We start from the raw sequence: 21347 nt of genomic DNA on the forward strand, positions 1-21347 counted from the left end.
ATTCTTTCAAGATTAGTATTCCCAAAGATTATGCATCTTCTCAAGCAGTTCATTTCGCTTTTTGCGCGCTAATTCTATAATTGAATAATCATAGTCGGCTTTTCCATATAGCGTCTGAATATTGCTATCATCAGGATTCTGGAATTTAGTAATGTAACTACTAAATAGCCTTAAGTCGAAAGCATGTGAGAAATTGATCTCTTTATTTCTCGGGTTTCTTGGGTTGTACCAATAAGCCTTATTCTTATTTGATTCAGCGAAAACCTTTTCAACATAGTTAGCAAAGTCTTGATACTTTACGCGAACAATTTCACGCTCAGTACCATCAACTGATGCCGTTGAAGGTGATATCAAGCTAATAGATACAATATCCCATTTAGCAACAGACTCGTTTCTATCAAAGATTAAGTCTTCTTCTATTAATAACACGTTTAGGTTTCCTTTAATGGCAGGATCTAAAGCCTTCGCTGCAGATCTAGCTGAATACTCTAAATCAATGATAGAGTCTAACCTCGCACTAGTATAATTCTCGTAAATACCACCGTCTCTAAGCTTCAAAGCTGTTCTATCCCTGGATCTAAGAGACTCATCATAGTTTCCTTGCTGAGTTGAATAATCAGACATCGCCTGATTGAAATCCTCTTGTAACATGATATCCTCCTCTTCAAAGCCCGTAGAGCCATCCTCCAAAGTCAAGTATGGAGTAATACCCGATACCTGATCCAAAGCCTCATTTTTCGCATTATAGAATTCGTTGATACCATCAACTAAGAGTTGTGTGATTCTAGAATCCTTGGCATTCCAAGGTTGGTTCATTTTCTCGCTAAAGTTTAGTTTAGACCAAAGTCGAATACTAAACATCACATCCTCATCTCTGATTGGGCGAACAGAAAAGTCATTATGTATTTTACGAGCGCTATTGAGGCCTGCTACTTTAGTAGTACTCTCAAGCGTACGTAAAAATTTTGCTGGATCAACCCCTGTACCTTCCTCTTGGGCAACGACAGAAATCGACAGAACCAACAATAACAAACAGCTTAACTTTCTCCACATAATCTTAAATTCTAGTTAATTGTCATTTCAACCACACCAGTGAATGGAATTGGAATTTGCTTGTTAGCATAGTTCACTCTTGAAATCTCACTGATTGCCACAACTAAACGCTGACCTGACCTCATTCGTGAACGAATGGATGCTAGATCGACTTCTGTCTTCAGACCATCTATGTCAATAGACGCAATTCGGTTTTTACCAGAAGAAATTGTGATCAAACCTTTAGTTACAAAAAAGTTAGCATCATCTGGGTACTTACTTTCAAAACCCGCATCAGCCTTTAAATTCAACGTAACCGTTGATGGGATATTATCTATTCCCACATTAGCATCGTAAGGGTTTCCGTCTACTCTTACTTCAAACGAAGGAAGAGGGACATTTCTTGCCTCAAACTCTCTTGAATCGATATACTGACCTGCACTTGAGACATCAATTTTAACAGCTCTGTTATTTGGTACAATTGAAACCTCACCCTTTTTTGAACCTTGTGTTACTGTGCCTCCAGTAATACGGAAAGAAGGCTGGTAAGCAGGTCCAAGTGCTGGTACATTAATATTCAAATCATTTCTACAGTCTAAGTATAGGACATCCACTGACTGCGAACGAACATCAATTACAGGTCTTGCCACGAAATATTCATGGGTGGTAGTTCTCGTAATCTCTTCACCAGTACCATCCTCAGCCACGATTTCTACTTCAAATGACTTCTTCGCCAATCCATTGGCATCATAGTCAGATAATGCTGCAGAAGCTTTTGTTGTATACAAACCTCTACCGTTAACTACATCAATCTCCTCACCATTTATTCTCACTTTTGGATTCAATTTAGAGTTACCCAACGTCAAGAATGTCTGCGCATTGAAGTCCAAACCAGCGGTTACAATGTTCGACTCTGATAACACAATCGCTTGCGCATAATCAATACCTGCAAACTGACGGTCAAGAAAATCATCTGGATCAATGTCAGTGCTAGCACTTCCATTAGAAGGATTACTTGGGCTACTTTGTGGTGTTTGTGCTACATCATCATTTGAAGCTTGCGGTTGTGGGCTAGCGCTTGGCGTTGCCGGCGCTGCTGATAAACCTCCCAGAGAACGAATGCTACTAGGATCAACAGTTACTGCTGTACCTACCAAAGACTTTAGTTTATTCAAAGCCACAGCTTCTTTGCTATAGATTTGATTTTTATAGAACGTCAATTGCGTTAAAACCGAAGCCAACGGTGCTTTGTAGAAGTTAAACTCAGAAAAGCCTTTCTTCTTCTCCTCTTGATTATCTTCATAAAACTTAATTCCGTTTGCATCTAAAGCGATACTCTCCATCCATTTCGGTGACATTCCTCCTTTTTCTAAATCACTCACTGCAGCATTTACTTGCACTGGAAATGCATCTAGAACAGCTTTTAGAGAATCACCGTAATGCCTTTCATATAGGTAGTTAGATGGCTCCTCTATCTTCTTGAGGGTAGATCGCTTATAGACTTTAGCGGTATCACCACCACTTGCCTCAGCGCCAACATCCAATTTCATTTGCTCTATGTAGCCAATTACACCTCTGGTATAAGCTCTGATATTTTCGGCAGTTTTTTGTACTGCTATATCTCCAGGTTTACTTCCCTGGTTGCTTACATCAGACTGAATTGTTGTTAGAATTGTCTCGTTATAATCGAGTAGTGAACTATTAGATACCTCTAAGCCACTTTCCATTAATACAAACTTCTCAAGAACCGAGTCCTTGATCTGTAAGGCCAAAAGAGCAGTCAGCACGAGATACATCATGCCAATCATCTTCTGCCTTGGGGTTTCCTTACCTCCTGCCATAATCCTTCAATTATGAGTTAGTTTGTTTCATAGCAGATAACATAGCCCCGTATACCTTATTTAAGGAAGTAACGTTGGTATTCAATTTGGCCATTTGGCCTTGTAATTCTTCAGTTTGCTTCGCTGTATTCATGGCACCTTTAATCATAGTCTCCATGTTAGCCAAGTAACCTTTCATGTATTTAGCGACTGATTCAGTATCAGCCAATTCGGATTTGTATGCTCCACTTAATGCTTGGAGTTGCGTAGCAGCCTCTTTTAACTGAGCTTGGTAGGCTTCAGTAGCGCCTTTTAGTTGAGTTTGATTAGCTCCAGAGCCTTTTACGGATGTCGCTACTTCACTGAAAGCAGTGGCTGCTTGCGAAGTGGAAGCATCGATTTTAGCCAATGCTGCAGCGGCAGTTTTAGCATTTTTAGCGTACTCATCAGTAGCTACTGATGCACTAGACATATTGGCCATTTGCTTAGCGTTTGTTGCTAAGTTGTCCATACCTGCCTTTAAATTTTGAAGTCCTTCTTTATTGAAGGCAGCTTCTTTCAGTACTTTTTGAAAAGAGATATCATCTTTACTTCCTTGACCATTACTAGATCCTTCCTTTGAATGATCGTAGAGTAGTTTGGTGTAATCGGTTTGTTTCGGTTCAAAAGCAGAGAAAGCAAAAATTAAGGCTTCAACGCTAAGTCCAGTTACAAGCATTGCCGTAGCACCGGTCCATCCTTCCAACTTAAACATAGCCCCAATAATTACAACAGACGCTCCTAGTCCGTATATCTTGGGCATGACATTGCCATAAAATTTGTTTACTAAATTACTAGCCATTTTTTTATTCAGTTAGGTTGAGTATTAATTGTATTAGGTGAAATCTTTTATTGTTGTTCTTGTCCTAGGTAATCCATTACACATCTGAATCCGATTGACGCCGAAGCCACATCGCGATATTCAAATGATCTTGTCCCTGTTTGGATATAGTATGCAACATCGTTCCAAGCGCCCCCTCTAACTACTTTCTTTCCATAGTGAGGGTTATCAGCTTGTGTATCTGGATCGTAAAGGAAGAGAGGATTTAAATCCCAAACCAATGGGTTATAAACTGGTGAAAAGTCATCTCTACACCATTCAGCTACATTTCCAGCCATATTGAAAAGATTGAATGGATTTGGCAAAAAGGCATTTACAGGAGCCGTATATACATGACCATCATCGGCATAAGCACCTCTACCTGGCTTAAAGTTTGCTAAAAAACATCCATCCTTATTTCTAGTATATGGATTACCCCATGGGTATTTAACTATTTCTCTGCCGCCACGTGCAGCATATTCCCATTCTGCTTCTGTTGGCATTCTAAATTTAGGATATCTCGTCTCGATTGGTGATGTGTCAACAAATGTACTGACTTCTGCTCCTGTGGCTGCACCCGTTCCAGCTGGTCCAACTGGTGTTGCACCCAGCACTGGTCCAATATCTGCAGCAGCGTCGGCAGATTTTCTCTTTCCACCAAAAAGACCTCCACCACCGCTTCTGCCTTCATATTTAGCCTGCTGGCCGTTGTTTAACCAAATTGTTCTCCATTCTGCAAACTTTTCAGCTGCATCATAACTCACACCTACTACAGGGTAGTTATCGAAAGAAACATGTACGTCGTAATACTGCACCATACGATCGGCATAGTGGTACGAAAATTCTTCCTCCCAAACTTTAGGGTTTGGCATTACTGAAGCAATCATCGTTGCGTCCCAGTAACGATCTCCATTTTGAGCTAATTCAGAAACATGGTAAAGGAATTGTCTGTATTCGTTATTCGTAATCTCTTCGGAATCCATGAAGAATGGACTAACCGTGATTTGTCTATTGAAGTTGATTTGCGAGGCGGCAACATCTTCATCAGCTTGGCCCATATAAAAGGTTCCTCCAGTAATCGGAACCATTCCGTAAGGTAATTCTTGGTACCAACCATCTCGATCGAGAACGCCTAGTAGCTGACCATCTTCGATAAGCTTAGATTCCTTACCCCCGCCTGCTAAAAAGCCATCGAACATACTACAACTGACTCCAGAGCCGAGCAATAGTACAATCATAAGACCCAGTAACGTCTTTCTCATCCTTTCAGTTTTTATAGTTTTCCCCTCGGCGTATCTGAGACACACCCACCAGGAATTAGTATTTTATTGTTTTTGATCTGAAGCACTGTCCAAGTTACTTTCCTCATAACTGTGCAACGGATCATTCTGTTTAGTAACGGTATCTTGGAGTTCTTATGATATTCCTTCCAAGATTTCTTATTCTATTTTTTGACTTAAACGTGTAAATGAGCATAATCTCTTGCGAGGTAGGCTCTTTACTAGCGGCTTGGGTCAAAACAATATCAACTGCATAAGCCAACGATAAACTTCTATCCTTTAGTATTTTATATCCAACCATTGCCGAAGCAGATTCTGATTGTCTATAAGATACTCCTCCCCATAACTGGTCTTGATAACGACCGATTACACTTAAGTCCCAATTATAGGCATCAAATCCTATTGATCTAACTAATAAAGTTGGGGTAATGGTGAGGTCAGGCGTTAACGCATAGTCGTAACCTGCAGTTAAATAATAATGTCGAAGTAATTGATTGGCTATTTGATCTTGACCGAAGTCAAATTCGGGTTGAATTAAATGATTTGTACTGAAACCACCAAAAAAATTTCCATTTCTATATAGCACCCCTATACCAATATCTGGTCTTATTTGGGATTCTTTTCCAGATAAATTAACCAGCCCATCCCGAGGATCTACCACAACCACTTGATCAAAATCTATGGCACTTGAGAACATTCCTAATTTAACTCCTATGCTTAAAGAGGCATTGTTAGGGAGTGAAAGAAAGTATGAACCTGAAATTTGGAGCTCGAAATTAGTAGATGGACCCAGGTTATCATTCACAACATGAAATCCTAAACCACCATTCCAAAGCTTAGAAGATGTATTGTAGCTAACCATTTGGGTGGAAGGTGCTCCGCCATCATTGATGGTTCCTTCATACCCAAACCATTGTGATCTATGAATGGCTGTAAGTGTGTTTCCGTTTGATAGGCCTGCAAAAGCAGGATTGTAATAAAGGGAATTAAACATGTACTGGGTAAACTGAGCATCTTGCTGAGCTCGCAATCCAACATGACAGCACGCCAAAAGTATGGTTAGTACAAAGGTTCTAGTCATAAATTGGTAACGCGAAATCTTTCCCATTTATTTAATTTCCACGAACATATTACAACAGAACTCACAATTGCCCTTAGGGGTTTCGAGAATTCTAGAGTTTGTTCGCCTTCTTAATGTACAATTCTAACGCTCCTGTCATAGACGGTGCATTAGGTTGTGGCGCCTCAATGTCTAGAATTAAGCCTGCTTCCCTAGCTGCTTTCGCAGTAGTTGGGCCAAAAACAGCCATTCTAGTGTCATTTTGCTTATAATCAGCAAAATTTACAAAAAGTGAGTTTATGCCACTCGGACTATAGAACGCAATTATATCATAATAGACATCATCTAAATCAGAAAGATCGCTCGCAACGGTCTCATAAATGACGGCTTCCGAAAATTGGTAACCACTATCCGCTAAAAATTTAGGAATATCATCCTTACGAATATTGGAACAAGGGAATAAATATTTCTCGTTCTTATGCTTTTTCAAGATTTCGATCAAATCCTGTGCTGTTCTAGATCCAGTAAAAATCTTTCTCTTTCTAACAACTATGTATTTCTGAAGGTAATTAGCTGTCTGCTCAGAAATACAGAAGTATTTCATATCTGCAGGAATATCAATTTTTAAATCATTGCATATAGCAAAGAAATGATCTACCGCATTACGACTAGTAAAGATGATGGCCGTATGCTTTAAAATATCAACTTTCTGCTTTCTAAACTCTTTAGCTGAAATTGGGTCTACTTGAATAAAAGGCCTAAAATCAACCTTTATTCCGTATTTCCTTGCTAATGTGTAGTATGGTGATTTTGGATCTGATGGCTTCGGCTGTGATACAAGTAAACTCTTTACTTCTTTAAGCCTCTCCTCATTGATGCTATTAGACATATACTTCCCTACTTTAAACCCGATTTGGCTAGTTAAACAGTAATTTAAATCCAATTACAGTGGGTAAAATTTCTGTGGTGCAAAGGTAAGAAAATATATATAACTTACTATATAATTTCAGTTGCCAGAGCTTGAAAAAAATGTTTAACAACCTGTAAAGCAAATAGATGACAACAGTCGTCATTAATACTCCAGTCAAGTCTGGCGGAAAGTAGTAGTTGCTATAGATTGTAATGGTGCAGGTAGCCAATAGTAATAGCACAAAGCAATTATTCAAGGCTTGAACTTCTTGATAATGCTTACTGACGCTTAAGGGCAAAGCAAACAAACCTCCAAACGCTGATAAAAACAAAAACTTCAACAAAAACAAGAGTTGCACACTGATGGTGAGCAGTAGCCAAATCAGTAAACCTGACCCGAAATTTGACGGAACTATCCAAGAAAGGTACTCCGGCAGGCTTGCAGAGAACATAAAGAGATTTAGCCCTACAAAACTGATTGATGCTGAGAGTAGCAAGGTGAAATAAAAATTCTCCGTGCTAAATAGCCTCATATTCGAGCCGAAATCTTCCTTTATTCTGAAACTTGTAAACTTAGAGAAGTTGTAGACGGCACTAAACATTTTAGGGAAAATCACCCTTGAAACAGCAAACGTTAATAACAAGATCACCGAAATGGTGATAGAAATGTTTCGAAACAAATACTGTGAGCCTTCCGACAGTGTATCCATGCTAAAAACGGGTGGTGTATCCGAAATGAATTTTCGACTGATTAAAATTTAGCCCCCCAGTACTTTCTGATGTACCTAAGGCATAAACAAAGTTAAAGATTCCGTTTCCAGTAGAAAAGTTTATTCCTGCTCCGATCCCTAAAACTAACTCTTCCCCACTAAAACCTTCATCGTCGAAATCTCCTTTTATGTATCCAAAGTCCGAAAAGAGTGACAGATAAGATGTCTCATCAAAGAAAAGTCTTGACTCTACGGTAGAATAGGCGTATGTGGTCGCAAAAAAGAAATTCTCACTAAATCCTCTAATAGTATTTAGGCCTCCCAACCGGTACGCATCATTTCTAAATAGCCGGTCGTTTGAAAGAACCCCGCCTCTAACAGCACTATAAAAGATGTGCTTTGGATTGATCGACAGATAGTTGTCAATTCGCAGATCATACTGGTACTGCAGTGTTTTTAAGTCAACACCTAAATAAAGTTCGCCGGGTAAATCCGCATTCTGCCGGATGGTCTTGTTTCCTACCGAAGCAGAAAGGTTCAGCTTGAACCCGCTTCTGGGCAGAAAGAGGTCGTCTAAATAATCCAGTTGAAAGCTCAATCCATACCGGCCTAATGAAAAATCAACGATATCCGGTAAGCTCGTGCTGTTTTCATATTGGCTGGTTGCTAGCAGATCAGTAGCTCGAAAATTGGTAAAGAAACTTAGTCTGCCATGAATGCTGAGGTCGTAAGCAAAATCTATCTTAAAGTCTCTTCGAGTAAAAGTGGTGTCCTGCTTCAAAAACTCAAAATCTACATCCATAGACAATGGACTCCTCAATACATTGGGGTGAAAGTAGTTCATTCTTAAAGATTGTGTCTCTTCGCTCAACCTTCTCCAATGTAAGCCTATCTTCTTCCCCGTTGCAAAAGGGTTGTAAAGCTCTAAATCGAATTGTCCAGTAATCAAAAGTCCATTATCCCGACTAGTATTGGGTAAAAAACCAATGATTCCATCGATGGTATTAATCGGTCTTTTTTCAAGGCTTAGGCTTATTTTGGCTTCGCTATTCTGAAAAGTGAGTGCCGGGCTTTTGACCAACCTGAGATATGGCAACCTGCTGAGCCTTTGTACCACCCCATCTATGATGTTTTGGTCATAATTTGCGCCTTGAGAAATCCCTAGATACCGAGTCGCAAAACTGGACTTAAGTACTTGCTCTCCTACAATTTCAACGGTATCGAACTTAATGAGCGGGCCAAGTTCCAAGTTTAAAGAAGCACTGAACTGATTATTTTCAATCCTCAAAGAGTCGTAACTGATAGCGGCGAAAGGGTAACCGTTTTCCTCTGCATAAGAGAGTACTTTATTCTCAATATTAGCCAGTTGTGTGTAGTCAAAACGATCGTTGCTAAAGCGACTTTTCTTATACGCAGTTTTTCTAATAATACTCTTATCGATATTCCCTGGGGATAATAGTAGCCATTCAAACGGGTTTCCAGGGTCAACAATGGCGTTCATTTCTCCATTACTCATCCTGATCTCTGTGAAATTAGCCAAGAGATATCCGTCATTGTGGAGCTGTTTTACTAAAGATTGAATAGTCTGAATGGCACTGAGCGAATCTGTAGCTTTTGTGTTGTACTTATATCTCTTAATGATCGATTGATATTCTGGTTTAGTCTCAATGTTAAGTGTCACCTCTTTTTGAGCAAAAAGAGATCCTGAAACCAACAGGTTTAGAAAAGAAATGACTAACACGATTCTCAGTAAGGCAAACATCTAATCGAAGACTTGTCTATTCATGATTGAAAAATGGACTGAATATATTTTAGATACGCTCGACCTCAGCTTTAACCTATTCATTGAGACGTTTTTTACGACAAGAGGCATCTTAAATATGAAAAAGTTTACCAGAAACGCTGAACCTCTTATCTTTCGGAACCCGACATTTTAGTTAAAATAACGAAACTTTGGCCGGATTATACATCCACATTCCTTACTGTAAGAAAGCTTGTCATTATTGTGACTTCCATTTCACGCAATCTATAAAACAGATAGATGAGATGGTCGATGCTATTTGTGTTGAGCTAGAGATGCAAAAGGACTTTTTAGGCCATGATACGGTTTACACGATTTACTTTGGTGGTGGTACGCCGTCATTGCTTGGCGAGGAACATTTAAGAAAAATCATGCGGATAATTCAGCATGAGTACAGCCTGTCAAGCAATCCAGAAGTCACACTCGAAGGAAACCCCGATGATCTGACGCTCCAAAAACTAACTACCTTTTTTGAGCAAGGTATTAATCGGTTAAGTATTGGCGTACAGTCTTTCAATGATGAAAAATTGAAATGGATGAATCGCCAACATTCAAAATCGGAGGCCATCGATACATTCCATACTGCACGCCAAGTTGGTTTTGAGAATATTAGTTTAGATTTAATCTATGCCTTACCACATACCAATCACGATATATGGCTTTCTGATCTGAAACAAATACTTGCCCTAAGACCTGAGCATATTTCTTCTTATTGTTTGACTATTGAGCCCAAAACGGCCTTTGGTAATTGGCTTCAGAAAGGTAAGATCAAACCTATAAATGAAGACTTTGCGGCAGAGCAATTCGAAATACTGCTAGATACTCTTTCCGGGAGAGGTTACGACCAATATGAAATTTCCAACTTTGCTTTGCCTGGGTATGAATCTCAACATAACAGTGCTTATTGGAAAGACGAGAAGTACCTTGGCATTGGTCCTTCGGCCCATTCTTACAATGGAAAATTCCGAAAAGCTAATGTGGCAAATAATGGCAAGTACCTAAAGGGCATCGGTGAACGACAAATCCCTTTTGAAGTAATTACGCTCTCTCCAGAAGACCAAGTCAATGAATATTTGCTGACCTCGCTCAGAACAAAATGGGGCTGTGATTTAAACTTGTTAAAAGTTAAGTATGATGTAGACTTACTGTCATCTCAAAAGCACTATCTCAATAAGATCGCTAAAGAAGATTTAATCTTCGAAGATGAAGGCTTTCTCATTTTAACAGATAAAGGAAAGCTGCTAGCCGACAAAATTGCCAGCGACTTGTTTATTTAGGCTCGCCAGCCTTAATTTCATCAAGCATTTGCTGAAAATCCTCATCGCTATATTGCGGGAAGTATTGATCGAATAATTCTTTGATAAAATCGATTTCGACACCCAGAGACACATATTTTTCCAATAAAGCTGTATCGACCACTCGGGCCTTTTCTGGTCCTATTTCTTCATTAATCAATTTGATTACCTCGGAAGAAGCCTGCCACACTCGTCTCAATTCCCCAGCTCTGTCTCGAGAAAAATTCTTGAATTTGTAAAAATGAAATCGGTTTTCCGCTGCAAGAATAGCCCCTTGCCCTTTGGTTTTATCTAGATCATTGGGAATGATATTATACTTCATTCCTAATTCTGTCAAGAGTCTTTCCGTATGCTCAAGTTTCTTGATTTCTAAGTAAATCTGAGAAAGCATGGTATACAATTCGAAAGAAACTATATCGGTACCTTTCTGATTCAAGGCATACTCTATAATTGTGAAGTTGTATTGTGGCTCTATGTATCGCCAATCATAATAGGTGGCCACTTCCCCCACTCTAAAAAGCGAATCCCACTCTTTCACTTTTCCACTTTGAAAATCGGCAAAACGTTCGAAACCAGTTCTGAATTCTTCCAGTTCAAGTTTTAAACCAACAAGTACCTTTTCTTTTTCCTTCTTAATATTCGTCTTTTCTGCATATCCTTGAAAAAGGAACGCTAAGTATACCCCGATAAAGACAATCAGTAGTTCTAGTGTTAACCACTTTGCTTTATCACCAATCTTAAAAAGCTTTCGAATAAACATGAGCTCAAACTTTGGGATAAATATTGACTAAATTCAACCTAATGACAAATTGATCACGCTGAATCAGTAATTTTGAATACCGAGTCAGTATTTATATGAAACAAAAGCGAGTCTATAAAAGTAGAAAAAGCGAGCCCGAAACGGTTGGGAGTGCTATTTCTCAAATGCTCAAGGCTTTTAAGATAGAAGGTAAGTTTTTCGAAACTGACCTTGTCAACTCATGGGAGCGTGTAATGGGTAAGGCTATAGCCAATCGCACCAGTAAACTCTACATTCGTAACAAAAAACTCTACGTTCATATTTCTTCCGCCCCTTTAAAACATCAACTGAGCATGTCAAGGGAGAAAATACTTGTTTTACTTACCAAAGAGTTTGGTCAGCAGGTGGTAAACGAAGTGATAATCAAATAGCTTCTAACAAAAAAGGGCCTCGACCTAAGCCGAAAACCCTTTTCTTTAGTAAAGCATCTGATTTAGTATATGCTATTTTTTCTTAACCTCCTGATTCAAATCTTTGTCTTTATAGCTTTCAGGAAGCTTAGTAATGCTAATGATGTTTTCCTTGGTTAGGTATTTATTGGCCATTGCTATTACAGCCTCTTTCGTGATTGCATCAGCTCTTTCGTTTCCTTTTAGTATCTCCTCAAAATTCGTTTCTCCGTCTTTCAAGTAAGAAGTCATCAATGAAGACCAGTACCTATTTTGCTTGATTGACTCGTCAAAATTTTGCTTTCTGGCGGTGATAATTTTCTGTAAATCCTCATCAGTAAATTCACCATTTTTAATTTTCTCCAATTCTTTCATGGCTGCCGCAGTCAATGCCTCCACATTTTCAGGTTTACAAGGGAATGAAATTTGAAAAATAAACTGTGGTTTCGGTCTAGGCGTTGGCGATGCATTAGCGCCAACACCATATACACCACCCATTTCTTCTCTCAGGGTTTCGATCATTTTGTTGGTCAAAATACCTGCGATAGCACTCATGACACCATTATTTTCGCGACTATAATCGTAACCGCCGCTCAGTAAAATCATCACCTGACTCTTTTCATCGACCCCTACATAAACGTTTTCGTCGATTACACCTTTCCGAATGTTCAACCCAACGTCTTTGTAAGTTTCATTGCTATTCTTTGACGGAAGACTGGCAATGTACTGCTCTACTAATGGCCTAAATTGCGCCATTTCAAGGTTTCCGACGAAAACGAATTGGAAATTGCTCGCATCAGCAAATCTTTCTTTATAAATATCTACAGCCCTATCCATACTCACCTCGTCGAGTTTTTCTTGAGTTGGAAAAGCAATCCATGGATTATCCTCTCCCATCATTATCTTCTGCATTTCAATCTGGAATTGGAAATCTGGGCTTGATGTTACATTGGCATAAAGGTTCTTTATTCTACTCAACCAGCCATTGAAAGCTTTTTCGTCCTTTCTTGGTGATGTAAGCTTTAAGTGCAGCAGTTGCATAAACGTTTCAAGGTCTTTTTTACTTGAAAAACCAGAAATGCTCTCCTCATAAATGCCAATACCTGTATTAACCGAGGCAGTCTTTCCAGTCATAAACTTTCGCAGGTCAACCGCATTAAATTCGCCATAACCCATCTCGCTGATCGCTTGGTCAGCCATTTGGGCCGACATTAAATCTTCAGGACTATATAAAGAACCACCACCAAAGCTGTAGGCATTTAAAAGGACCTCGTCGTTCTTAAAATCCGTTGGTTTTAAGAATAACTTGGCACCGTTTGACAATACCATTTCGGTGACACCTGTTGTTTCATCAGTAGTTTCTGAAACAATACTCCCTGCTTTTGGAGTAGTTTCTAGCAGACTAGTCGCAAGCTTTTCTTCCGTGTAAGCTGTTATAGAATTATCATTTCTGGCATTATCTAGAATACTCACTAGTTCCTCTTCTGTAGGAATCTTATCTACATCTGCCGCTTTCGCATTAATCTCAATGGTACGATTGGTTGTAGTGATCCACCCTTTTACTAGGGCATTCAATTCTTCGATTTTAATGGTCGGAAGTACAGTATTTAAATATTCGAGCCTTTGAGCTGGATTTAATAGTGACCCACCATTCAAGAAATGATTTACATAACTACCTACAAGCCTCCTTGATTCCGATTTGTCAGCCTCTCTTGCACTTCTTTCGTAACCATTGCGAAATAGCGCTTTTGATCTCTCTAATTCTGCTTGGGTAAATCCGTAGCGTCTTACTTGTTCATTCACATCAACCGCGGCTTTCAAGCCTTCCTTAAACTTATCGTCTTTTATACCTACGTACATAGAATAAGCCGACTTATCTCTACCCAGTGTTCCTCCATAGCTACTAAAACTGTATTGAAACGGTGGGTTTTCAGACTGAATCAACTCATCAAGTCTTTGATTTATCATTCTGGCGTATAGACCTCTTATTACAGAGTTTCTAAAATTTTCTAGTGTATTTTCAGTCTTAGTCTTACCTGGGGTAATAAACTCAACACTAATAGAATTGTCTGTTGCCTCTTCATCGCTTGCCACTGCAATTCTAGTTCCTTCAAAGTCATCTCTAGAATAGTAGATTCGTTCTCTTGGGTTCTCCGGTGATTTCATCGCCCCAAAGAGTTTTGTGATTTTCTTTTCAAGTGCAGCAGCATCAAAATCGCCGACAGCAACAAGGGCCATTAAATCTGGACGATACCAATCTCGATAAAAACGCTTAGCAGCATCATAATCGAAATTCTCGAGAACTTCTGGCTTTCCTATTGGCAATCTTTCGGCATAACGCGATCCTGCCAAAGTAACTGGCCAAATTTGTTGACGCATTCGCTCACTGGCTCCTAATCGCAAGCGCCATTCTTCCATCACAACGCCTCGCTCTTTATCGATTTCCTCGTTATCGAAAGTGGCTTGATATGCCCAATCGCTCAGTACAGTGAGGGCTTCATCCAAGTTTCCCTCCTCTTCGGTAGGAATTGGAAGAAAATAGACCGTTTCGTCAAAGCTTGTGTATGCATTTAAATCTCCACCGAATTCTAAACCCATTTTCTGAAGAAAATCTATCAGTTCATTCTTTTGGAAATTTTTAGTCCCATTAAAAAGCATATGCTCAGTAAAGTGAGCTAAACCTTGTTGGTCATCATCTTCTAGAATGGACCCTGCCTTGATCGCTAACCGGAATTCTACCCTGTTCTCAGGTCTTGGATTTTCTCTTAAGTAGTATGTAAAGCCGTTGTCCAGTTTACCTATTTTCACCGAAGGATCTACCGACAGTTCCTGAAAACTAAAAAGCGATAGTGGTGTCAGCAAAATCGCAAGCACTACGAGGCCAACACTTATTTTTAAATTCTTCATTAATCTATGATTTAGTATTATATGATTCAAATTATTGACAGCATCCAATTAACGAAAATAATTCTGATTAATTCACGGTATATTAATAAATCTTTGAGATTTACTATTTTGAGCGAGCAATAAATCGCTTTTGAAAGATCAAAATGGTGAAAACGCCTATGAAAATAGCCACATCGGCAATATTGAAGATTGGCCAGAGTGCCACTTTTTTTCCTCCCCAAAACGGAATCCAGTCGGCCACGTATCCTTCCCAGAAATCTAGATAGATCATATCGATTACTTGACCATGAAACCATGGGGTGATCACATCATAAGGGGCATTATCTAAAAGCACTCCATAAAATATGCTATCGATTAGGTTACCGATAGCACCACCAAGAATGGCAGCAACACTCCAAAGAAGTCCAGCGTGATAGTTCTTTTTAGATAGATAATAAAGGATATACCCTATCACTATCATGGCAAGCAACCTAAAGATGGTCAAGCTTAGCTTTCCATATTCAAAGCCAAAGCGTAAACCAAAGGCCATTCCTCTATTTAGAATGTAATGGAGCTTAAACCAGTTACCGAAAACACTGATTTCGCCAGCTGACCCCATGGCCATATTAAAATGAACAAGAAGCTTAACCACCTGATCGATGATTATGATACCTAGTGTAAGTAGAAAATATCTTAGAGGCTTCAAATTTCGCTTATCTCACAGAAATATAGAGATTAAGTGTCCATTCATCAATCTCAACAGTCTGAGCATCGCTTAATTCATCGACAATTTCTAGGCTCAAAGCTTGAGTTTCCTCGCAGATATAGTCCGAGTTTGCAGATAAAGCAGCATTAATCAGTGCCTCATTCTTAGCAACTTTAATGTCAATTTTATCCTGAACATCTAAGCCCATATCTTTTCTTAGATTTTGGACTCTATTGACCAAGTCTCTCGCAATCCCCTCTTGACGTAATTCTTCCGATATTGTCATGTCCAAAGCAACGGTCGTTTTGCCTTCTGAAGCCACGGCCCATCCAGGAATATCTTCGCTGCTGATTTCTACATCTTCCAGCGATAATTGAATCGTTTCGCCTTCGATCGATAAATCGAACTGATTGTCTCTTTCTATTGCTGCAATTTCCTCTTGCCCCCACTGATTTACAGCGCCGGCAATAAATTTGACTTTAGGACCAAATTTTTGACCTAATGCCCTGAAATTTGGCTTGATTTTTTTCACTAAAATGCCTGATGTATCATCTAGGAACTCAACAGTCTTAATATTTACCTCAGATTTAATCAGGTCGGCTACTGCCTCCACATGATGTCTAGTGGAATCATCTAAGACTGGAATCATGATTTTTGATAATGGCTGCCTTACTTTGATCTTCTCCTTTTTTCTGAGGGAATGCGTCAAAGAAGATATGGTCTGTGCCAAAGCCATTTGCTCCTCTAAATCTTGATTGATCATTGATTCATCAACTTGAGGGAAGTCCGTTAAATGTACTGACTCACCGTTGTCTTTTCCACTGACCGTATTTAGATCTTGATATAGTTTTTCCATGTAGAAAGGCGCTATTGGAGCACCAATCTTAGCGATGGTCATTAAACAGGTATATAGTGTTTGATAAGCTGCTCGTTTATCATCGTTGTATTCACCTTTCCAGAAACGCTTTCTGTTTAGGCGAACATACCAGTTACTCATTTCATCGGCTACGAAATCCATGATCATTCTGGCCGCACGAGTCGGTTCATACTCATCGTAAGCTTGGTCTACCGATTTAATCAGCGTATTGAGCCTAGATAGAATCCAACGATCGCTTTCTGGGCGATCACTTAATGGAACGGAAGCTTCTTCGTACTTAAAACCATCGAGGTTGGCATATAGTGCAAAGAAGTTATAGGTGTTATAAAGTGTGCCAAAGAACCTTCTTTGCACCTCGCCAACTCCTTCAACATTGAATTTTAAGTTATCCCAAGGGTTGGCATTTGAAATCATATACCAACGGGTAGCATCTGGACCGTATTCACCGATGGTTTTAAATGGATCAACTGCATTGCCTAATCTTTTAGACATTTTGTTGCCATTCTTATCAAGCACCAATCCGTTCGCTATTACATTTTTGAAGGCTACTTTATCATGTAGCATCACGCCAAGCGTATGTAGGGTAAAGAACCAACCTCTGGTTTGGTCGACTCCCTCGGCAATAAAGTCTGCCGGAAAACTCTTCTTGAAGATGTCGTCATTTTCGAACGGATAGTGCCACTGCGCATAAGGCATGGCTCCCGAATCGAACCAAACGTCGATAAGATCGAGTTCTCGCTTCATTTTTTGGCCAGAATCACTGACTAATATGATATCGTCGACATAAGGTCGGTGTAAATCAAAGTCATCGCCGATTTGCTCCGCCATAAAACCAGCATCCACCGATTTCTGCACCTCAGACTTCAGTTCAGCTATTGAGCCGATGCATTTTTGCTCTTTTCTATCTTCTGACACCCAAATAGGCAGTGGCGTTCCCCAATACCTAGATCTGCTCAGGTTCCAATCAACAAGATTCTCTAACCAGTTTCCAAAACGACCTTCTCCAGTTGAAGCTGGTTTCCAGTTGATCGTTTTATTCAATTCTACCAAGCGGTCTTTGTAAGCCGTGGTTTTAATGAACCAAGAGTCTAATGGATAGTAGAGTATTGGTTTATCCGTTCGCCAACAGTGTGGGTAGGAGTGCTCGTATTTTTCTACTTTAAATGCCTTATTCTCTTCTTTAAGCTTAATAGAGATAAGTACGTCTAGTGATTTCTCAGGGGCCTCCTCTGTTTTATAGTATTGGTTTTTTACATACATGCCTGCGAAGTCTGTAATCTCTTTTACATACTTCCCTTGTTTGTCAACAATCGGCACGTCGTTGCCTTCTTCATCTTTGACGAAGACTCCCGGTAAGTTGTATTGTACCGAAGTTTTAAAGTCATCGGCACCAAAGGTCTTTGATATATGTACTATACCTGTACCATCTTCAGTGGTCACGAAGTCACCAATTACCACGGTAAAAGCAGGCTTTTCTAACGGGATATACGGCATTAGTTGCTCGTAATCCATGCCTTCCATATCTCTTCCTTTAAAGCTGTCAATGACTTCAAAAGGAATCAGTTTATCACCTGGTTTGTAATCTTCTATTTTCAGGTCTTTGGCCTTATCATTGAAATAGTAGCTCAGTCTATCTTTCGCTAAAATCACATTGATTGGCTCGAAGGTATATTGGTTAAAGGTTTTAACCTTTACATAGTTAATTCCAGCGCCAACAGCTAACCCATTATTAGCTGGCAGTGTCCATGGAGTTGTGGTCCAAGCTAGGATGTAGTCATTATCCGTACCTGACACTTTGAACTGGGCCACCATGGAGGTGTCCTTAATATCTTGATATGTACCTGGCTGATTCAGCTCATGCGAGCTTAAACCCGTTCCAGCAGCCGGGGAATAAGGCTGGATCGTATATCCTTTATAAATTAAGTCTTTGTCGTAGAGTTCTTTGAGCATGCTCCACACAGACTCGATATACTCTTTTTCAAAAGTGATATATGGATTTTCTAAATCAACCCAATAGCCCATTTTCTCGGTCAGGTCGTCCCAAATATCTTTGAAACGCATCACGGTTTCACGGCATTTTTGATTGTACTCGTCTACCGATACTTTCTTACCGATATCTTCTTTTTTAATGCCTAATTCCTTCTCTACCTGTAATTCTACTGGCAAACCGTGGGTATCCCAACCGCCTTTTCTTTTTACCTGAAAGCCTTTTTGGGTTTTGTAACGACAAAAAATGTCTTTTACCGTTCTGGCCATTACGTGGTGAATACCAGGCGTACCATTTGCAGATGGTGGCCCTTCAAAGAAAGTAAACGTTGGCTTGCCTTCTTTTTCAGCAACAGACTTTTCAAAGATTCCGTTGTCTTTCCAGAACTGAAGTATGTCTTCTCCAACTTTGGCAAATTCGGGTTTCTTATACTCGTTGTACTTATTCACTTTAACTCCTTTTCAATGGTAATTACTTGTCGGTAGAACCTACAAATGGGTCGTTTTCTTTAATCAATAGGTTTTGTGTATCAATTTCTTCGTCTTCATCCTCTATGTAGAACTCGTAGTGTTCTATTAATGGATGAATTTTTTGGTTCCTTTTACCACTATCGAAAACCATGAGCAGTGCTGGAAGCAATGTCAGGTTTGTAATCATAGCAAAAAACAGGGTAAGCGAGGTGAGTAAACCTAGTGCTACTGTTCCTCCAAAATCCGAAAACACAAATATTATAAATCCAAAAAACAGGATGATCGACGTATACAACATACTCGAACCTGTTTCTTTAATACTATTACTAATAGCGATCGGCACGAAGAAGTTCTTCGCGAAAAGCTCTTGTCTATATTTGGCCAAAAAGTGAATAGAATCATCCACCGAAATACCAAAGGCGATACTAAATATGAGCGCTGTACTGGGTTTCAACGGTATGCCGAAGAATCCCATTATTCCAGCAGTCATTATTAATGGTATAAAATTCGGGATCAGGGAAATGATGATCATCCTGATATTCGCGAAAAGTATAGCCATAATCACCGCAATGATCGCAAATGCTAGTAGAAGAGAGAATCGGAGGTTTTCAATTAAAAACTTGTTTCCCTTTACAAATAGTAGCGTCGATCCTGTAACAGCAGTGTCAATATTTTCATCGTCAAAGACCTTGTCAATTTCTGGTTGAACCACATTGGTTATCAACGAGTCCATTTTTTGAGACCCAATATCGGCGATCTTTAAGGAAACGCGCATCACTTGGCCTGTAGAGTCTACGAACGAGTTTAAGAAATCGGAGTCATCTGACCGATTGCTCAAATAGCTAAGTATAACGTTCCGATCGCTGGGGCTTGGCAAACCATAGAATCGTTCGTTACCATTATAAAAGGCTTGCCTGACTGCTTTGGCGAAGGATACAATTGAAATAGGCGAAGAAATATTCTCTAATGGATCGAGTGCTTTTTCCAAGCGATCGACCTTTCGTAGATTCCTCGCGTTTATCGTTGATTTAGGTTTACCAAAGTCGATAATGATTTCTAGCGGCATTACCCCACTGAAATTATCCTCAAAAAAGTAAAGGTCTTGCTTTAAGGTAGACTGTTCTGGAATATCGTCAACCATGTATGCCACGGAGTACAGCTTCGTCAGTCCGAAAATAGCGACACCCAATATAACCGCAGTTACGCCGAATACTCTATATCTATGTCGGTGAACAATTGAATCAAGCAGTCCGAGAAACTTGCCTACTGCTTTGAACTCTAAGTGTTGTAGGTGCTTTTTCTTCGGGCTTGGTAAATAAGAAAGTATCCCAGGAATTAGGATAATACTTACTATAAAGGTTGCTAGAATATTGATCCCTGCCACCAAACCAAACTCTTTAAGCAGCTTGATATCGGTTGTAATCAAAACCAAGAAACCGATGGCGGTAGTAAAATTGGTGATAAAGGTTACCAGTCCAATTTTTCGAACCATTCTGCTGAGCGCTTTGGGCTTATTGCCGTGCCGTGCAAACTCTTGATGGTACTTATTAATAAGGTATACGCCATTGGGTATTCCTATAACGACTATTATGGACGGGATTAGTCCCATTAGAATAGTAATATTATAGTTAAAGAGCCCGATTGTACCCAGTACCCAGACTACAACGACGCTAATAACGATAAGGGGAACGAAAACGGAAGTCCACGATCTAAAGAAAAGGAAAAGTATAATTGCAGTGATGCTTAGCGATAAAACGATAAAAAGCCTCAGTTCTTTATCGGTTTTTTGCTGCATGATCGTCCTAACGAAAGGCATACCTGAGTAGTGCAACTCGATTTCCGTATCGGCTACAAACTCTTCTCCCAAGGCCTTAATCTCGTTTACCAGATCGTTTCTGCCTTTGGAATTGAGCACCTCTCGCTCCATGTTTACCAAAATGAGCGTCGCTCCATTTTCAGGATTCAGCAACTGACCTGTATACAGCTTTAACTTTACGGCTTCTTCTAGTAGCTTATCTAGTGCTTCTTGAGTTTCAGGGTAACCTTCCATTAAAGGAACCAAGTCGAAGCTTCTGTTGTCTCTGTTTTTAACTATACGCTGTAGTGATGCGAGCGAGATCACATTACTAATGCCGTCCAAATTGGTAATGGTCTCGTTGAGCTTTTTGTACTTGTTGAAGTTCTCAAGCTCATATAGGGAGCTATCTTTTACGCCCAATACCAGGATATTACCATCTTCACCAAACTTTTCTTTGAAGCTTTGGAAGTATTTGAAATTCTCGTCGGTTGATGGAACTGCGGTATTGAAGTTAAAAGCCATCTTCACATCTCTGGCTTGATAGGCCATAAAGCCAGTCAGCACAAAGATCGAGATGATCAATATCAACCTGTATTTCAGTACGATATGGGGGAGTTTAGACCACATTTTAAAACAAGATCACAAAGGTAGTATTTTCCCCTTTGTATC

Annotated in this window: 15 protein-coding genes; 2 read left to right on the forward strand and 13 right to left on the reverse strand. The window is 39.7% G+C overall.

Translation table 11 applies throughout. The features are described from left to right. Positions 1 to 12: 12 nt before the first annotated feature. From BFP71_RS04240 to BFP71_RS04275, 8 genes are all read right to left on the reverse strand, one after another. Positions 13 to 1053, reverse strand: a complete 1041-nt coding sequence (locus BFP71_RS04240; RefSeq protein WP_069834183.1) for a hypothetical protein — start codon at positions 1051 to 1053, stop codon at positions 13 to 15. A gap of 11 nt (positions 1054 to 1064) precedes the next feature. Next, positions 1065 to 2873, reverse strand: coding sequence for a type IX secretion system motor protein PorM/GldM (gene porM, locus BFP71_RS04245; RefSeq protein WP_069834184.1), 1809 nt, complete (start codon positions 2871 to 2873; stop codon positions 1065 to 1067). Between the two features lie 10 nt (positions 2874 to 2883). Then, positions 2884 to 3693 (reverse strand): type IX secretion system motor protein PorL/GldL, encoded by an 810-nt coding sequence (porL, locus tag BFP71_RS04250; protein WP_069834185.1) that lies wholly within the window; start codon positions 3691 to 3693, stop codon positions 2884 to 2886. 47 nt (positions 3694 to 3740) lie between these two features. Next, entirely contained in the window at positions 3741 to 4973 is a 1233-nt protein-coding gene (locus BFP71_RS04255; RefSeq protein WP_141719670.1) for an SUMF1/EgtB/PvdO family nonheme iron enzyme, read from the reverse strand. A 130-nt stretch (positions 4974 to 5103) separates the two neighbouring features. Beyond that, positions 5104 to 6099 carry a PorP/SprF family type IX secretion system membrane protein gene (locus tag BFP71_RS04260; protein ID WP_069834187.1) on the reverse strand — a complete coding sequence of 332 codons (996 nt, stop codon included), beginning with the start codon at positions 6097 to 6099 and terminating at the stop codon, positions 5104 to 5106. A gap of 64 nt (positions 6100 to 6163) precedes the next feature. Beyond that, the gene (locus tag BFP71_RS04265) at positions 6164 to 6940 is read right to left on the reverse strand and encodes a uroporphyrinogen-III synthase (protein ID WP_069834572.1); all 777 of its coding nucleotides are present in this window, start codon (positions 6938 to 6940) and stop codon (positions 6164 to 6166) included. Positions 6941 to 6968: 28 nt separating this feature from the next. Next, positions 6969 to 7670 (reverse strand): DUF4271 domain-containing protein, encoded by a 702-nt coding sequence (locus BFP71_RS04270; protein WP_069834188.1) that lies wholly within the window; start codon positions 7668 to 7670, stop codon positions 6969 to 6971. 1 nt (position 7671) lies between these two features. After that, positions 7672 to 9432: a ShlB/FhaC/HecB family hemolysin secretion/activation protein gene (locus BFP71_RS04275; protein WP_069834189.1), complete on the reverse strand. Its 1761-nt coding sequence runs from the start codon at positions 9430 to 9432 to the stop codon at positions 7672 to 7674. Between the two features lie 191 nt (positions 9433 to 9623). On the opposite strand from BFP71_RS04275, the gene hemW reads away from it, so the two are divergent. Beyond that, positions 9624 to 10748 (forward strand): radical SAM family heme chaperone HemW, encoded by a 1125-nt coding sequence (gene hemW, locus BFP71_RS04280; protein WP_069834190.1) that lies wholly within the window; start codon positions 9624 to 9626, stop codon positions 10746 to 10748. Here the strand turns inward: hemW and BFP71_RS04285 are convergent. Continuing rightward, the gene (locus BFP71_RS04285) at positions 10741 to 11526 is read right to left on the reverse strand and encodes a hypothetical protein (protein WP_069834191.1); all 786 of its coding nucleotides are present in this window, start codon (positions 11524 to 11526) and stop codon (positions 10741 to 10743) included. The two genes, hemW and BFP71_RS04285, sit on opposite strands and share 8 nt — an antisense overlap. Before the next feature lie 95 nt (positions 11527 to 11621). On the opposite strand from BFP71_RS04285, the gene BFP71_RS04290 reads away from it, so the two are divergent. Then, positions 11622 to 11936, forward strand: a complete 315-nt coding sequence (locus BFP71_RS04290) for a DUF721 domain-containing protein (protein WP_069834192.1) — start codon at positions 11622 to 11624, stop codon at positions 11934 to 11936. Positions 11937 to 12008: 72 nt separating this feature from the next. Here BFP71_RS04290 and BFP71_RS04295 read toward each other — a convergent pair whose 3' ends face one another. The 4 genes from BFP71_RS04295 to BFP71_RS04310 form a co-directional block, all read right to left on the reverse strand. Further along, on the reverse strand, positions 12009 to 14861 hold the full coding sequence (locus BFP71_RS04295) for a M16 family metallopeptidase (RefSeq protein ID WP_069834193.1): 2853 nt from the start codon (positions 14859 to 14861) through the stop codon (positions 12009 to 12011). Between the two features lie 103 nt (positions 14862 to 14964). Beyond that, positions 14965 to 15546: a lipoprotein signal peptidase gene (locus BFP71_RS04300; RefSeq protein ID WP_069834194.1), complete on the reverse strand. Its 582-nt coding sequence runs from the start codon at positions 15544 to 15546 to the stop codon at positions 14965 to 14967. 7 nt (positions 15547 to 15553) lie between these two features. Beyond that, positions 15554 to 18859: an isoleucine--tRNA ligase gene (gene ileS, locus BFP71_RS04305; protein ID WP_069834195.1), complete on the reverse strand. Its 3306-nt coding sequence runs from the start codon at positions 18857 to 18859 to the stop codon at positions 15554 to 15556. A 22-nt stretch (positions 18860 to 18881) separates the two neighbouring features. Beyond that, entirely contained in the window at positions 18882 to 21305 is a 2424-nt protein-coding gene (locus tag BFP71_RS04310) for an efflux RND transporter permease subunit (RefSeq protein ID WP_069834196.1), read from the reverse strand. Between the last annotated feature and the right edge of the window lie 42 nt (positions 21306 to 21347).

It is taken from the genome of Roseivirga misakiensis (assembly GCF_001747105.1).
GTDB lineage: Bacteria > Bacteroidota > Bacteroidia > Cytophagales > Cyclobacteriaceae > Roseivirga > Roseivirga misakiensis.

Bases quoted from the DNA above. Each gene is read 5' to 3' on its own strand.
- porL (WP_069834185.1), bottom strand. From the start codon at position 3,693: ATGGCTAGTAATTTAGTAAACAAATTTTATGGCAATGTCATGCCCAAG.
- porM (WP_069834184.1), bottom strand. From the start codon at position 2,873: ATGGCAGGAGGTAAGGAAACCCCAAGGCAGAAGATGATTGGCATGATG.
- BFP71_RS04295 (WP_069834193.1), bottom strand. From the start codon at position 14,861: ATGAAGAATTTAAAAATAAGTGTTGGCCTCGTAGTGCTTGCGATTTTG.
- BFP71_RS04310 (WP_069834196.1), bottom strand. From the start codon at position 21,305: ATGTGGTCTAAACTCCCCCATATCGTACTGAAATACAGGTTGATATTG.
- BFP71_RS04290 (WP_069834192.1), top strand. From the start codon at position 11,622: ATGAAACAAAAGCGAGTCTATAAAAGTAGAAAAAGCGAGCCCGAAACG.
- BFP71_RS04265 (WP_069834572.1), bottom strand. From the start codon at position 6,940: ATGTCTAATAGCATCAATGAGGAGAGGCTTAAAGAAGTAAAGAGTTTA.
- BFP71_RS04270 (WP_069834188.1), bottom strand. From the start codon at position 7,670: ATGGATACACTGTCGGAAGGCTCACAGTATTTGTTTCGAAACATTTCT.
- BFP71_RS04255 (WP_141719670.1), bottom strand. From the start codon at position 4,973: ATGAGAAAGACGTTACTGGGTCTTATGATTGTACTATTGCTCGGCTCT.
- BFP71_RS04260 (WP_069834187.1), bottom strand. From the start codon at position 6,099: ATGGGAAAGATTTCGCGTTACCAATTTATGACTAGAACCTTTGTACTA.
- BFP71_RS04240 (WP_069834183.1), bottom strand. From the start codon at position 1,053: ATGTGGAGAAAGTTAAGCTGTTTGTTATTGTTGGTTCTGTCGATTTCT.
- BFP71_RS04285 (WP_069834191.1), bottom strand. From the start codon at position 11,526: ATGTTTATTCGAAAGCTTTTTAAGATTGGTGATAAAGCAAAGTGGTTA.
- BFP71_RS04275 (WP_069834189.1), bottom strand. From the start codon at position 9,432: ATGTTTGCCTTACTGAGAATCGTGTTAGTCATTTCTTTTCTAAACCTG.